Consider the following 14,483-nt stretch of genomic DNA (forward strand, 5'->3'; position numbering starts at 1 on the left):
ATTCGGGGTCTGACAGTCACGAGGTCTTCATGTCATCAGACAAGAACAACGCAGAAAAGAGCAAGGCGCTGGAAGGCGCCCTCAGCCAGATTGAACGCTCCTTCGGTAAAGGGTCCATCATGCGTCTGGGCCAGCGGCCCAAGGAGCAGGTGGATGTCATTTCTACCGGGTCTCTGGGGCTGGATATCGGGCTGGGCATTGGTGGGCTGCCACGAGGCCGCATCATCGAGATTTACGGGCCGGAAAGCTCCGGCAAGACCACTCTGGCCCTCCATGCCGTTGCTGAAGCCCAGAAGAAAGGGGGCACGGCGGCCTTTATTGATGCTGAGCACGCTCTGGACCCTATCTATGCCCGCAAGCTGGGTGTGGATATCGACAACCTGCTGCTCAGCCAGCCGGATGCCGGAGAGCAGGCTCTGGAAATTGCCGATACGCTCGTGCGTTCCGGTGCCATCGACATTCTGGTCGTGGACTCCGTGGCGGCACTCGTGCCCAAGGCTGAGCTGGAAGGCGATATGGGCGACAGCCATGTCGGCCTCCATGCCCGCCTGATGAGTCAGGCCCTGCGGAAGCTCACCGGCTCCGTTTCCCGTTCCAACACCACCATTATCTTCCTGAACCAGATTCGCATGAAGATCGGTGTGATGTTCGGCAATCCGGAAACTACGACAGGCGGTAACGCTCTGAAGTTCTATGCCTCCATCCGTCTGGATATCCGCCGCATCGGTTCCGTGAAGGACAAAGATGAAGTGGTGGGCAACCAGACACGGGTAAAAGTCGTCAAGAACAAGATGGCCCCGCCTTTCCGTCAGGTCGAGTTCGATATCATGTATGGCGAGGGCGTCAGCAAGATGGGCGAGCTGCTGGACCTCGGCGTGAAAGCCAATGTGGTGGAGAAGTCCGGCGCATGGTTCTCCTACGACAGCACCCGCATCGGGCAGGGCCGGGAGAATGCCAAGCAGTATCTGCGTGAACACCCGGATATGGCCGCAGAAATCGAGAAAAAAGTGCGGCAAGGGGCTGGCATCATTGCTGAAGACATGATGGTCGGTGAATCATCAGAGGATGACAGCGCTGCCTCCTCCGAGGAACTGCCCCTGAACAACAACGGCAACAGTAAACGCAAAAACTGAGCCTCTAGTAATATCATCGCCTTCAACAAGGCGGTGACAGATAGAAAAAACCCCGCTCCGTAAAATACGAGGCGGGGTTTTTATCTTCAGCGCAAAAAGCTGAAAAAGATCAGGCAGCCTGCTGTGCGTCAGCACCTTTATGCCCACGCAGACGGCGCCAGAGCTTGACACCGCCCAGAGCCACACGAGCTGCAAATGGGGCCATCTGCGGGCGCAGAAGACGAGGATCATACCCGGCAAAGCGGCGCTCATTCTCCGTGAGGCAGAGCTCCATCAGCTCAACAAAATCCACCTGCTTATCCGTCATGCTCTGCGCGCCGGTTACGGTGAAGTTGTTGTCCTGCGTATGCTCCACACCATCATCGTCAAAACTACGGACAAGGCTCAGACGCTCATAGAGCAGGAAGAACAGCACGCCGATCACCCGCATCTCGAACCACGGGCGGCGCCAGAGCGGCATGACGGCACGATGATAGGCCAGCCAGTTGGCGAACAGAAGAATATGACGACATTCTTCCTGCATCACCGGCTCGAATGTCTCAATCAGCTCCATCGGGAACAGGCCAGCCTTCTCGGCAAGGGAGAACAGCCCAAATGCAAAGAAGCTATCCCAGCACTCGGAGAAACCCGTGACCAGATAGGCCCACTCCGTGTCCCGTGGCTCAATATACGGGTCTTCCGGGGCAAGCGGAATGCCATAATGCTCCACCATGCGGGCCAGAACTTCCTTATGCCGGTTCTCCTCCCACGCATTACGGGCAATGGCATCCTTCACATCCGGGTCATCCAGCATATCAGCATAGGCAGCCATACGCAGGCGGGCCTTGCCTTCGGTCTGCACGGCAATGTCCCAGATCGGCAGGGAGGTGATGCGATGCAACGTCTCCGGGTCCAGCTCCGGCCAGGGAATGACAGACGGCTTATAAGGATTGAACGTCTCACGGAACATATCGGCCATGGCCTTCTTATGCTCCGGTGTGCCCGGCTTCAGCGGCCCTTTGACAGGGCTGCTCCAGTGGCGGGCATCATAGTCCACCTGCTCCAGAGTTTTCTCTGAAGGACTGTCCGGCAGATGGGAATAAATATCTGCCAGAGTGCTCTTTCCGGCTGCATTACGTGCATCGCTCACGATAAGGCTCCTTTTCCTTGGTAGGACTCAGCCCCGGTCGAGATCGGCTGCCGAAGAAATGATACGGCCAACAAGCCCGTACTCAACCGCTTCCTTCGCCGACATCCAGTAGTTACGGTCCGTATCACGGGCCACTTTCTCGTAGGGCTGCCCTGTTTCACGCGCGAAAAGCCTGTTCAGACGTTCACGCATCTTGATGATCTCGCGGGCCTCGATATCAATATCGGTCGCCGGTCCCCGTACGCCGCCCATCGGCTGATGTAGAAGGAACCGGGTATTAGGAAGACACAGACGCCGCTCCGGGCGCCCCGCTGCAAAAATCAGTGCACCGGCAGAGGCCACCCACCCCGTGCCAATGATGTTGACAGGTGCAATGGAGTCCACAAAGCGGATCATGTCATGAATGGTATCGCCACTTTCTACATGGCCACCGGGGGAATTGACGTAAATATCAATCGGTTTGTCCGACTCCCCAGCCAGAGCCAACAACCGCCCCGTGATGTCCCGGGCCATGCGATCATTCACTCCACCAAAGATCAGCACCTTACGCTGCTCAAAGAGGTGACGCTCCACCTCTGGGGCGGAACCAGACTTCTTATCTCCCTCCGGAGCGTCCTCTGGCTCATCCTCCATGACGGGATTCATCACGGCGGCACCATGCCGGACAGGCCCTTCAGCGGGGGCAGAAGCCCTGAGGCGGGCGGCGTCATGATTGTGGCGTTCATCATATGTCATCATGGCGCCATCCTGCCCCTGCTTTCCCTCTCTGCCAAGCCATAAAAACACCCTTTCATGCAGCTTTTTCATCGTTTTTCATGATAAAAACAGGACCCTTTTTCTCCCTTTCTTTCCCCGTAGGGAATTGCGTCCAAGGAAAGAGACACATATTCTGAGGGTTCACCGTTCCATTCTGGGGCTTTCCTGTTTTGGCCCTGCCCCCTCCTTGCCCCCTGTTGCGCGCCGGACCATGACACTCACCCTTTTCAGCCGTTCTTCCCATATCCCTTCCGCCCTCACCACATGGCGCCCCAGCCTCTCTCGGCTGGGAATGTGCCTGCTGGCCGTGCCTCTCTTAACCACCGGCTGCCAGCACCGTGATGCAATTGATACAACGCGGGATGTGGCCCATAACATCATGGGCGGTGAAATCCGGCATCTGCGTCCTCCTACACCGGGATTTGACCAGCCCGCCCCCAATATCGCCCTCACTCCTACCACCACGCCTGAATTCCCCAGCCGTGAGGCACGGGCCATCATCACGAATCGTCTGGAGCAGGACCGCAATTACTCCCAGCGTGTCGCCGCTGCGGGCGGGGCCCTGCCCATCGGCATGGTCAACCCGCCGCCACCTCACACACGCAACGGCGGGTCTATGACCCTCAACAGCCAGCCCTCCGAGCCTGACACTACCCAAAATATCCCTTCTTCTACGCCGGTCATCACGCCGACCGCCAATTCAGGCCTTGCGTATCAGCCCATCGCCCATACGGTGCCTGTCCATCTGCCCGACCCCGGCCAGCCCCCTCAGCCCATCATTTTCCCCGGCTTTGCCATGCCGAACACTGTGCGGCCCGTCATTCCGGATTTCGACACGACCACACCTGCCGGTACGCTCTTTCGCTTTCAGGCGGATACGGACCATCTTGTAGGAGACCAGACAAAAGCCTTTAACGACATCACGGCCCATCGCCGTCATCACCGCCTGCTCATCCGTGGGTTTGGGACGACACTGGACGCACAAAGCGGCCTCTCTCCTGACGAGCAGACCCGTGAAATCAATCTGGCCCTGCTCCGTGCCAGAGCCATCGCCCAGCGTCTGGCTATTCTCGGCGTGCCAGAAAGTGACATGCGCCTGACAGGTGAACCTATTGGTGATGGCGTGCGTGTTTCCTACGAAATGAACACAAAACCCGCACCGGCATCATCTTACTGACCGTTATTGACACATCGTTCCTCTATTCATGTCTAAAAAGGAACGAGAGGACAAAGTGGGGTAAAATTTCTGTCTTTTATGGCAAAAGCCCCTTGTCGGACCGGCCCGCCTCATGAAACATGGGGTGCCCCTGATTTCTGCGGAAAACCCGCCTGAACGGGGCATCCTTTATCCGGGGCGCCTGAGACGGCCCCCATCCTGCTGATTGATTGAGTGTCATGACTGAAGAGTTCCACAAGATTCGCCGCCTGCCGCCCTATGTCTTTGCTGAAGTCAACAAAGCCAAGGCCGCCGCACGGGCCGCCGGGGAAGACATTGTGGACCTCGGCATGGGCAACCCGGACAGCCCCCCACCCCAGCATGTCATCGACAAGCTGGCTGAAACGCTGCGCAACCCCCGTGTGCATGGCTATTCTGTCAGCCGGGGTATCCCCGGCCTCCGCAAGGCACAGGCTGCCTATTATGAACGCCGCTTCGGTGTAAAGCTGGACCCGGAAACAGAAATCATCGCCACACTTGGCTCCAAGGAAGGGCTGGCCAATCTGGCGTCTGCCATCACCAGTCCCGGCGATACCATTCTGGTGCCGAACCCCTCCTACCCCATCCACCAGTTCGGCTTCATCATTGCCGGGGCTTCTGTCCGCTCCGTGCCCGCCTCGCCGGATGACACCATGCTGGAGGCCCTGTACCGGGCCGTACGTCATTCCGTTCCCAAGCCGACAGCCCTCATCATCAATTTCCCCTCCAACCCGACCGCCTATCTGGCCTCGAAGGAGTTCTATAAGGAAATTGTCAAATTCGCCCGGAAGGAAAATATCTGGGTCCTGTCCGACCTCGCCTATTCGGAAATCTATTTTGGTGATGAACCACCACCCTCCATTCTCTCCATTGAAGGGGCGAAGGATATTGCGGTTGAGTTCACCTCCATGTCCAAGACCTACTCCATGGCAGGCTGGCGTATCGGCTTTGCAGCGGGCAATCCCCGCCTCATTCAGGCCCTGACACGCATCAAGTCCTATCTGGACTATGGGGCTTTCACCCCGGTGCAGGTCGCTGCCACCGCCGCCCTGAATGGCCCGCAGGATTATGTCGAGAACATGCGCCTGCTCTATAAAGATCGCCGTGATGTGCTCATCCGTGGGCTGCATGCTGCCGGGTGGGACGTGCCTTCACCAGAAGGCTCCATGTTTGCATGGGCACCGATTCCGCCCCAGTTCGCCCATCTGGGCAGCGTTGGTTTCTCCAAGCTGCTGCTGAAGGAAGCCAAAGTCGCCGTGGCACCAGGACTGGGCTTTGGTGAACATGGGGACGGGTTTGTCCGTATTGGTCTGGTCGAGAACAACCAGCGTCTCCGGCAGGCCACCCGCTCCATCAAAACCTTCATGAACCAGCATAACGCCTCCAAACCGTAATGACCCCGGCCCCATCCCTATGGGGCCTCCAGCCTGACAGGAAACGACTTCATCATGACCTCTGTGCATCATAACGCTGTATCATCCCTCGCCTCGTCCCCGCTCCGGCTGGGCATCGCCGGCCTCGGAACAGTGGGCACAGGCGTCATCCGCCTGATCCGCCAGCATACGGACCTGCTGCGGAGCCGCACGGGGCGGAGCATTGAGGTTGTGGCTGTCAGCGCCCGCAACCGCACACGGGACCGTGGGATCGACCTTTCTGGCCTCCGCTGGCATGACGACCCGGTCGCCCTTGCCCATGATGCCGATGTGGACGTTGTTGTCGAACTGATGGGCGGAGCCGAAGGCTCGGCCCGCACTCTGGTGACCGAAGCCCTGAAAGCGGGCAAGGCGGTCGTAACAGCGAACAAGGCTCTGGTCGCTCGTCATGCTCAGGAACTTGCCCACCTCAGCCATGAACATAAGGCGCCGCTTCTGTTCGAGGCCGCCGTGGCAGGGGGTATTCCGGCCATCAAGATGGTCCGGGAAGGTGTGGCCGCCGATGCGCTGACCCGTCTGGGCGGTATCCTCAACGGGACAAGCAACTTCATTCTTACCGAAATGGCTGAGACAGGCCGCGCCTTCGGGGATGTGCTGAAAGAAGCGCAGGACAAGGGCTATGCCGAGGCTGATCCTTCCGCTGACATTGACGGCTGGGACGCTGCCCACAAGCTGAGCATCCTAACCGCCATCGCCTTCCGCCCGATCGTATTCGACAGTCTGGCCGTCAGCGGGATGCGGCGCATCACCACGGATGACATCCATCAGGCCCGCACGCTGGGCTATGCCATCAAGATGCTGGGCGTAGCCCGCCGCCTGCCGGAAGACCGTGTGGAAGCTTGGGTACAACCCTGCCTCATCCCTGCACGCTCTGGTCTGGCGCAGGTGAATGGTGTCTATAACGCCCTGACGACCGAAGGGCCTTTCAGCGGCCCCATCACCATTTCCGGGCAGGGTGCCGGGGAAGGCCCGACCGCCGATGCCGTCATGGCTGATGTGATCGACCTCGCCCGTGGCCACGGCCTACCCCTCTGGGGCCGGGTTGATGAACAGGCCCCCATCTCCTGCGAACCTGTCGAGAGTCTGGTCAGCCGCTTCTATCTCCGCATCACCCTCGCCGATGGTGTGAATGCAGACACGGCTCTGAGCGAAATCCGCACCATTCTCGGTAATGAAGATATTGCCATTGAGCATGGCCATCATCACACCCCGCAGGGGACAGCCGCACAACTCATCCTGCTGACAAAGCCTGTCACGCTCAATGCCATCAACCGCATCCTGCCCATTCTTGAAGAAACCGCTCTGGTGAATGACACGCCGCTGGCCCTGAAAGTGGAAGACCTCCCATGACAACCAAGCAGAACCAGCACGCTCCGCACGAATACCGTGTCACAGGTCGCAATCTGGGGCTGGACCTCGCCCGTGTGACCGAGGCCGCCGCCATCGCCTCCGCCCGTTGGACGGGCCGTGGCGACAAGAATGCCGCAGATGGTGCCGCCGTTGAGGCCATGCGAAAGGCTTTCGATACAGTCGCCATCAATGGCACCGTTACCATCGGCGAGGGGGAAATGGATGAAGCCCCCATGCTCTATATTGGTGAGAAAGTCGGCTGTGGCGGGCCGGAAATGGACATCGCCGTGGACCCGCTGGAAGGCACCAATCTCTGCGCCCGCAGCCTGCCCAATGCCATCACGGTCGTAGCTCTGGCACAGAAGGGCTGCTTCCTCCACGCTCCTGATATTTACATGCAGAAGATTGCCGTGGGTCCCGGCCTGCCTGATGGTGTTGTGGATATTGATGCCACCATCGGCCAGAATCTCGCCAGCCTCGCACAGGCCAAGAAATGCGAGGTCAGCGACCTGACGCTCTGCGCTCTGGAACGTGAACGCCATAATGAGCTTGTTGCCAAGGCACGAGAGGCCGGTGCCCGTGTCCGGCTGCTCAGTGATGGTGATGTGGCCGCCGTAATCGCCACCTGCCTGCCCGGTAGCGGGGTGGATATTTACGCTGGCAGTGGGGGAGCCCCGGAAGGGGTTCTGGCGGCTGCTGCCATACGCTGCATGAACGGGCAGATGCAGGGGCGCCTTCTCTTTGAGAATGAAGACCAGATCACCCGCACCCGTGGCATGATCCGCCCGGACCTCGACCCCACGCAGGCCCTCAGCCTGACGGATATGGCGGCAGGGCCGGTCTTCTTCTGCGCCACGGGCGTGACGGCAGGAGACCTTCTGCGAGGGATTGAATACCCCTCTGACAGCTACATCCGCACACACTCCGTCATGATGCGCTCGGAAAGCGGAACCATCCGTTATATGGAAACCTATCACCATTTCGACCCGCACAAGGCCTGATTCTCCGCTCCCGATGCATCCAGAAACCACTTCCCAGCCCCGCCCTATGCCTGTCCTCAATGTTCAGCAGAGTGCGGGGCTGCGCCGCTGGGTCTGGCGACACCCTATTCTGGCTGATGCTGACAACCGGCTTGCCCTAGCCCTCGCCCAGAAGATGGATATGTCCGAGCTGGCTGCCCGTATTCTGGCAGGCCGTGGCATTACGGCCGAGACGGTGGAAGCCTATCTTCAGCCCCGCCTGCGGGATGCCCTGCCCAATCCGTCCGTCCTGAAAGACATGGATGAAACGGCCCTACGGCTGGCCGCTGCCGTGAAAAATCAGGAAACCATCGGGATTCTGGGCGATTATGACGTGGATGGTGCCTGCGGTACAGCCCTACTCAGCTCCACACTGACAACTCTGGGCTGCACGGTCGTCACCCACATTCCTGACCGCCTGAAAGAAGGCTACGGCCCCAATATTCCAGCCCTGCAATCCCTGCTTGACCGGGGGGCTACCCTGCTCGTCTGTGTCGATTGCGGCACGGCAGCCATCGAGATTCTGGACCATTTTGAAGGTCAGGCCGACCGCATCGTTCTGGACCATCATAAACCTGACGGGACACGTCTGCCGAAGGGGCTGGTCGTCAACCCAAACAGGCTGGATTGCGATTCCGGCCTTGGGCATCTCTGCGCCACCGCCGTGGCGTTCCTGACCGTTGTGGCCCTTCAGCGTACCCTCCGCCAGCAGGGCTGGTTTGAGACACGTCCTGAGCCTAACCCGATATCCCTACTGGACCTCACCGCTCTGGCGACTATCTGCGATGTCATGCCGTTGCGAGACCTGAACCGGGCATTGGTTCATCAGGGGCTGAAGGTCATGAATCGCCGCCAGCGGATCGGCCTAGCCGCTCTGGCCCATGTGGCTGGCGTCAAAGCCAATGCCAGCGCCATGAGCTGCGGCTTTGCCCTTGGGCCACGCATCAATGCCGGGGGGCGCATTGCCAAGGCAGAGCAGGGATTGCAGCTTCTCCTCAGCCAGTCGGAATCAGAGGCCCGCCTCATTGCCGAGGAGCTGGATGAGGTCAACCGGAAACGCCAGACCGTGGAGAGCCATATTCTGGATGCCGCCATGGACATGGCCCAGAAACAGATTGATGAAGGCCATGCTGTCATCTTTCTACATGGCAGCGACTGGCACCCCGGTGTTGTTGGCATCGTGGCCGGACGGCTGAAAGAACGCTTCAACCGCCCCGCTCTGGTCGGTGCTTTGCAGGATGGCATCGTGAAAGGCTCTGGCCGGTCTGTTCCCGGTCTGGATATTGGTGCTGCCATCATCAGCGCCTATCAATCTGGCCTTCTGCTGACAGGAGGAGGCCATGCCATGGCGGCTGGTTTCTCCATAGCAGAAGAAAACTGTACAGCTTTACATGAGCGGCTGGATGATAATCTCGCTGAAGCCCGGAATCTCCCCCCACAGGAAGACCTGCTGCTTGATGGTGTCGTCACCATCAAAGGGGCTACGCCCGATCTTGCCCGACAGATCGCCCTTCTCGCCCCCTTTGGCCCTGCCAATGAGGAACCCCTTCTGGCCATACGAGACGTCCGCTGCGTAAAAGCGGACCGGATTGGCCGTGATGGCAATACGCTCCGGGTCATTCTGCAAGGAGCGGATGGCTATAGCCGCATCAAGGGGCTTGTCTTCCGGGCGGGAGACAAACATTTCACCGACCTGCTGGAAGATCGTAGCCGCCCGCTGCTGCATGTAGCCGGACAGCTGCGCTTGGAACGGTGGCAGGAGCAGGAAAATCTTACTTTTTTCATTTTTGATGTCGCACGGGCTTGACGCCATGCCCATCCCCGCCTATTAAGCGCTCACGCCTTTAGTCCCGTTCGTCTAGAGGCCTAGGACACCGCCCTTTCACGGCGGCAACACGGGTTCGAATCCCGTACGGGACGCCAGATTCTTCCTTACATTTTGTAAAGGATCTACTGGGAAAGACCATCGTCATTAAATGATGGTTTCTTGGACCTGTCATGACTAAAAGTAATATCTGTCTAACGGGTATTTAAATAATGCTTTCATAAACAACAGAAATCATGTGCGTTATCCTCTTAAATCAAATTAAAAACACCTCAAAAGAGCCTAAAACAATTCCAGAACACTCTAATAACTTTTCTACGATGCCCTCATGACAAGATAAGTATGTCCTGTCACAGTTCCCTTATCGCGAATGCCATGTTTTTCACAATGTTCAACACTTTCAGTAAAGCAATCCTCAATTTTGAACCATGGATCAATCCGTTTCGATAACTCAACACCCATATTGCATTTCTTACTGTTACCAAGATGAAGAATGAGGAAACCGTTATCTTTCAGCCTCTCACGAGCAGCTGAGAAAAAACTCCTGTACACATCCAAATTACTTTTCTGCCGAATTTCCACATAATCAGCCGGCCTTACATCAAAATCATTACGTTCCCACCCCGAAAACCAGAAGCGCATCCAATTGGCCATATAGAACCGTGTCGAATCGAAAAACGGTGGCGAAGTTAAGACCACATTAGCCATCGGAATAGAGTCCGGCCAGAGTACAGTACAATCACCTTGCACAGACCCACCAAATACACGATCGGCATCATCAATCTCGGCTTCTAAACGTTGAAGTTTCTTACGAAGCCGCGGCATTAAAGCGCGATATTCAAATGACCCAGTCGGACTATAAGGCGTCACAGGGTGACTATTACGACTCAAAGCATAAGGGCGATTACCATGCAAAAGATGCATCGTACTCGCATAAACCAAAGCCCATTCCGGACCACTATCCCACCTAGAAAGGAAAAAATGCCGCGCAGCGATGATCTCACGCAGAGTATCGGGATGAAAATAATCTGGAATCGCACTATTAAACTTAACTGAAGCGGCACTAACCCAATCTGTATCTGTCAACTGATATGTCTTAATAAAAATATCAAGTTCCGTAAGAAACCGCTCGATTACAGAACTCTTTGATTTACCTACCTTACCGAGTGTAAGAACATGGCCAAGATGGGATATGTCTATTCCATAACCCCGCCGTCTCATCCGGCATGCCTCAAAAGGAATGGTGCCACACCCCGAAAAAGGGTCAACGACAACATCATCTACATTACTGAACACATCAAGAAGATGATGAGCAAGAGCCGGCTTCATCTTACCTTGGTATGAACACATAGAATGTGCAGGGCCACCCCACCCACGCGATGAATAAGGAGCTTGCTGATGAGGAAAGGTAGCCTTAAAGCTGGCCCATTTTGCCGCCCAGTTATGGGACATTAAGAATTTTTGAGGTGTACGAACACGAACTTTAGCCAAGAGTTTTACTTTTCAAACACTAAAAGTTGTTGATGCAGTGGCTGACCACCTTTAGATGTTCTTTTTCTCAAATGAACACGTTCGACAACACATAACCCAATACCTTCAGCAACTTCAATCAGAAGATCGTCCGTTGGTACATGAACACCGGCATATATACTATCACCAATATCTATACAAAGTCGCCCTGTCTTACAAAGACAGGCTGCCATTGCCGTCATTGCAACCTTCATATCATGAAAATAACCACCAACCATTTTCGATATACGTTGATCATAAGCTTTTCGCTCAAGTTCAGCGACGACATGTGCAACTCCAGCAGTAACTGGCCTCCATTCTGTTTTCAGATCAACATCATTGATTCCTGATGTAATTACTTTATCGCGCAAACTCCGAAGATCGACTTTTGATTTAATTTTACGATGAAACCAAAGCTCAAGCCTAGCATTACGGATATAGTTCGTGCCATTCAAATAAGGTGGGCTAGTAATGATACCATCCCACAAACCCTCAACAGACTTATGTAAATCCGCAGCATTATCACAAGCAAAAGTAGCAGGGGTGTACAAATCGTCCAACAAAGCTATGTCAGAAGCTTGCGCCATCAAACGCTCGCTAATCATCTGCATAATACAAGGGGAACCTACTGCGAGCTCCTTTGAGGTTTTGAAACGAAGATCTCCAGCTCGCTTTAAACGAGAAACAGGGATTAGAATCGCAAAAACAGCAAGTAACAGACATTTACCGAGGATATGATCTTCCTCAAGAATCTTATCAACAACGGTGCGAAGCTTCAAAACAGTATTAAAAACTCCCGAATCAAAATAGACACTGCTTCCAAATGCTGAAATATAATTATCAAAAATAACAGTATCTTCTCTAGATTTTAAGATAAGATCGGGAATATGCCTGTTAAGAACACTAATCCTATTCGACAAATATCGGCGCTCATTACGATTCATCCTGAGCACCTCAAGTTTTGTCTGAATGATAAAAGCCATCACTGGATTAGCCTCGGAATAGGCACATTCAATACCGAGTTGTCCGAGCACAATCGGCGTCGTACCACTACCAGCGAATGGCTCAAGAATAGACCTCGCTTTAGGTAAATATTCTTGCATGACACTTTGAACAAAACGTGGGGAATAGCCTTCGAGATAAGGAAACCATGAATGCAGTGGCGCACGATTGCTATCACGAAAAGTGGCGTCAAGGGGTGCTATATCAATGGAAGACCCATTTCGTATACCTACGCCACATAAATCGCTTTCCTTGTTAAGATAATCCAGTTGCCGTGTGGATACTGCTCTCACAAGGATGCCCTTTACCGTTGATCATTGATCCCACGCGATGTCGCAAGGCTCCATACCATACAACATAGCTAGCTAACAGAGAGAATGCTATATCTAGTCTGTAGATATATAACCATCATCGCAACACAATATCCCCTATGTCTAAAGATGAAAAATTTCATATGATTATTGCAAAAAATATCTATCATCGCCGACAAGTAATCGGTCTTTCACAAGAGGTGCTTGCTGATAATTGCGACCTTCATCGAACTTACATCGGCTCTATTGAGCGTGGCGAGCGTAACCTTACAGTCAACACCCTAGCCCGAATTGCTAAAGCTCTCGGATGCACTGCAGCTGACCTCTTAACCATTAAAAACTCGAGGGACTAAAAATTATGAAATTTGGCCAAAAAAGAGGCGGTAAGATCCCAGGTAAAACCCTTTATGCCCTTCCTCGACGTAAAGTAACGCGTACGTCTGGTTTCTCAGTCCATGAAGATACATCTGGAGGAGAATTTCGTAGGCACAATGAAGAAATCTACTCACTTGCAAAAGGCGAGAAAATAGAAGTAAAGTTTCAAATTAATTGTCCTAAAATAGGAGACATACTTGGTTTTGGCTTGTGGTTTTGGTGCACAAACGGAATAGAGGTTCAGCTAATTAACTTTAAAAAACAATACACTTTAACAAATTTTGACTCACAATCATGGAATAAAGCTGGAAGTATTTGGAGATCACGCGTTTCTGCGCCTATTGACATACACTTCATTCTAAAAGCGACTGAAGCAGGTCAGGTAGCTCTTTACAATCCCCTTTGCGGGCGTGTCGTTCATAAACATTATGAAGGCGCACCCGAAAAACTAATGAAAAATATGTTCGAGACGGCACCAGAAGCAATCTTCGTTGATGGTGAAGATACGATTATAGAGAAAATATTGCCTGATAGTTCAGGCGCTGAAAAACATGAAATAATCTTAAAATCCTGCAACCGCTGCGGTCGATATCTTCCAATCAACATTGGCGGCGAAAATGGGCAGAACGAACGGAATCATCTTAGCTTTACCAATCACTGCGTCGCTGCTCACCGCCTCCCATGTAGTCATACAAATTTCGGGATGCTTCGTAATATCGACGACCCAAACGATATCATCAATTTAAATTACGGTTTTCAATTAGAATGTCGCTTTTGTAAAAAATTCGAAGTAAACGCTGCGCATAATCCACAACGATCACCAGGACAGATGAAAGAGGATGGTGCACGCCGGCGAGCCTTCGAACTACTCCTCAGAGAACTCTATGAGGGGTCAGCGCAAATGTTGTACCGCCATCACTTCAAATCTGAACTAGCGGATGACATTTGGAAAAAATTTGATCGAAAATGCTTTAACTGTTCGACTACTCTGCCAACAGCACGAGCAATGCACCTCGATCACACACGTCCGCTTGCCTATCTATGGCCGCTCGATGAAACAGCAACAGCTCTCTGTAAATCATGTAATAGTTTAAAACGTGATCGAATGCCTTCTGAATTTTATATCAAACCAGGACAAATAGAGCTCCTAGCTAAAATTACCAACATACCGCTGCATGAACTATCGGATCCAAAGCCGAATGAAAAAGCACTTGAGATGATTTTAGATCGCAAAGAATGGCTGTTTTCAACATTCCTTATGCGCGAGGAAATGGTTAAAGAACGTGATGGTAAAATTACCGGAGAGATTGTTGTAAAATCCCTACAACGCGCACTCGTTAAGAGCCCAACTTATAAAACGGTTGACCTACAAGCCGAATACGAAGCTCGCAGAACCCAATACTTAATCAAAAAGAACATATTAGAAAACCCTCCTGAACTTTAATT

The 14,483-nt window shown here is 53.8% G+C and carries 12 protein-coding genes and 1 tRNA gene; 9 read left to right on the forward strand and 4 right to left on the reverse strand.

Going from position 1 to position 14,483, the window contains the following annotated elements:
- Nucleotides 1-29 precede the first annotated feature (29 nt).
- Complete coding sequence (gene recA / locus NQF86_RS08315) at nt 30-1,133, forward strand: recombinase RecA (protein ID WP_266117173.1); 1,104 nt, start codon at nt 30-32, stop codon at nt 1,131-1,133.
- Nucleotides 1,134-1,242: 109 nt separating this feature from the next.
- Here the strand turns inward: recA and NQF86_RS08320 are convergent, their stop codons facing one another.
- Nucleotides 1,243-2,262 (reverse strand): ferritin-like domain-containing protein, encoded by a 1,020-nt coding sequence (locus tag NQF86_RS08320; protein WP_266117174.1) that lies wholly within the window; start codon nt 2,260-2,262, stop codon nt 1,243-1,245.
- A 27-nt stretch (nt 2,263-2,289) separates the two neighbouring features.
- Entirely contained in the window at nt 2,290-2,907 is a 618-nt protein-coding gene (locus tag NQF86_RS08325; RefSeq protein ID WP_407652895.1) for an ATP-dependent Clp protease proteolytic subunit, read from the reverse strand.
- Between the two features lie 322 nt (nt 2,908-3,229).
- Here NQF86_RS08325 and NQF86_RS08330 point away from each other — a divergent pair, with 322 nt between their 5' ends.
- The 6 genes from NQF86_RS08330 to NQF86_RS08355 all read left to right on the forward strand — a co-directional run bounded on the left by NQF86_RS08330 (nt 3,230) and on the right by NQF86_RS08355 (nt 9,938).
- Nucleotides 3,230-4,195, forward strand: coding sequence for a hypothetical protein (locus NQF86_RS08330; RefSeq protein ID WP_266117175.1), 966 nt, complete (start codon nt 3,230-3,232; stop codon nt 4,193-4,195).
- A gap of 218 nt (nt 4,196-4,413) precedes the next feature.
- Nucleotides 4,414-5,607, forward strand: a complete 1,194-nt coding sequence (locus NQF86_RS08335) for an LL-diaminopimelate aminotransferase (protein WP_266117176.1) — start codon at nt 4,414-4,416, stop codon at nt 5,605-5,607.
- Nucleotides 5,608-5,661: 54 nt separating this feature from the next.
- Nucleotides 5,662-6,996, forward strand: coding sequence for a homoserine dehydrogenase (locus tag NQF86_RS08340; protein WP_266117178.1), 1,335 nt, complete (start codon nt 5,662-5,664; stop codon nt 6,994-6,996).
- Nucleotides 6,993-7,997, forward strand: a complete 1,005-nt coding sequence (gene glpX, locus NQF86_RS08345) for a class II fructose-bisphosphatase (protein ID WP_266117179.1) — start codon at nt 6,993-6,995, stop codon at nt 7,995-7,997. The genes NQF86_RS08340 and glpX overlap by 4 nt, the downstream gene beginning before the upstream one ends.
- Nucleotides 7,998-8,043: 46 nt before the next feature.
- Nucleotides 8,044-9,822 carry a single-stranded-DNA-specific exonuclease RecJ gene (gene recJ / locus NQF86_RS08350; protein WP_266117180.1) on the forward strand — a complete coding sequence of 593 codons (1,779 nt, stop codon included), beginning with the start codon at nt 8,044-8,046 and terminating at the stop codon, nt 9,820-9,822.
- Between the two features lie 40 nt (nt 9,823-9,862).
- A tRNA-Glu gene (locus NQF86_RS08355) sits at nt 9,863-9,938 on the forward strand.
- A 217-nt stretch (nt 9,939-10,155) separates the two neighbouring features.
- Here the strand turns inward: NQF86_RS08355 and NQF86_RS08360 are convergent.
- Both NQF86_RS08360 and NQF86_RS08365 read right to left on the reverse strand, forming a co-directional pair.
- The gene (locus NQF86_RS08360; RefSeq protein WP_266117181.1) at nt 10,156-11,331 is read right to left on the reverse strand and encodes a DNA methyltransferase; all 1,176 of its coding nucleotides are present in this window, start codon (nt 11,329-11,331) and stop codon (nt 10,156-10,158) included.
- 5 nt (nt 11,332-11,336) lie between these two features.
- Nucleotides 11,337-12,644 (reverse strand): hypothetical protein, encoded by a 1,308-nt coding sequence (locus NQF86_RS08365; protein ID WP_266117182.1) that lies wholly within the window; start codon nt 12,642-12,644, stop codon nt 11,337-11,339.
- A gap of 161 nt (nt 12,645-12,805) precedes the next feature.
- Here NQF86_RS08365 and NQF86_RS08370 point away from each other — a divergent pair, with 161 nt between their 5' ends.
- The gene (locus NQF86_RS08370; RefSeq protein WP_266117217.1) at nt 12,806-13,015 is read left to right on the forward strand and encodes a helix-turn-helix domain-containing protein; all 210 of its coding nucleotides are present in this window, start codon (nt 12,806-12,808) and stop codon (nt 13,013-13,015) included.
- Between the two features lie 5 nt (nt 13,016-13,020).
- Nucleotides 13,021-14,481, forward strand: a complete 1,461-nt coding sequence (locus NQF86_RS08375; protein ID WP_266117183.1) for a hypothetical protein — start codon at nt 13,021-13,023, stop codon at nt 14,479-14,481.
- Nucleotides 14,482-14,483: the final 2 nt, after the last annotated feature.

Source organism: Bombella pluederhausensis, assembly GCF_026385525.1.
GTDB lineage: Bacteria > Pseudomonadota > Alphaproteobacteria > Acetobacterales > Acetobacteraceae > Bombella > Bombella pluederhausensis.

Coding starts and splice junctions, on each gene's coding strand:
- recJ (WP_266117180.1), top strand. CDS start 8,044: ATGCCTGTCCTCAATGTTCAGCAGAGTGCGGGGCTGCGCCGCTGGGTC.
- NQF86_RS08375 (WP_266117183.1), top strand. CDS start 13,021: ATGAAATTTGGCCAAAAAAGAGGCGGTAAGATCCCAGGTAAAACCCTT.
- NQF86_RS08330 (WP_266117175.1), top strand. CDS start 3,230: ATGACACTCACCCTTTTCAGCCGTTCTTCCCATATCCCTTCCGCCCTC.
- NQF86_RS08370 (WP_266117217.1), top strand. CDS start 12,806: ATGATTATTGCAAAAAATATCTATCATCGCCGACAAGTAATCGGTCTT.
- NQF86_RS08325 (WP_407652895.1), bottom strand. CDS start 2,907: ATGAATCCCGTCATGGAGGATGAGCCAGAGGACGCTCCGGAGGGAGAT.
- recA (WP_266117173.1), top strand. CDS start 30: ATGTCATCAGACAAGAACAACGCAGAAAAGAGCAAGGCGCTGGAAGGC.
- glpX (WP_266117179.1), top strand. CDS start 6,993: ATGACAACCAAGCAGAACCAGCACGCTCCGCACGAATACCGTGTCACA.
- NQF86_RS08340 (WP_266117178.1), top strand. CDS start 5,662: ATGACCTCTGTGCATCATAACGCTGTATCATCCCTCGCCTCGTCCCCG.
- NQF86_RS08335 (WP_266117176.1), top strand. CDS start 4,414: ATGACTGAAGAGTTCCACAAGATTCGCCGCCTGCCGCCCTATGTCTTT.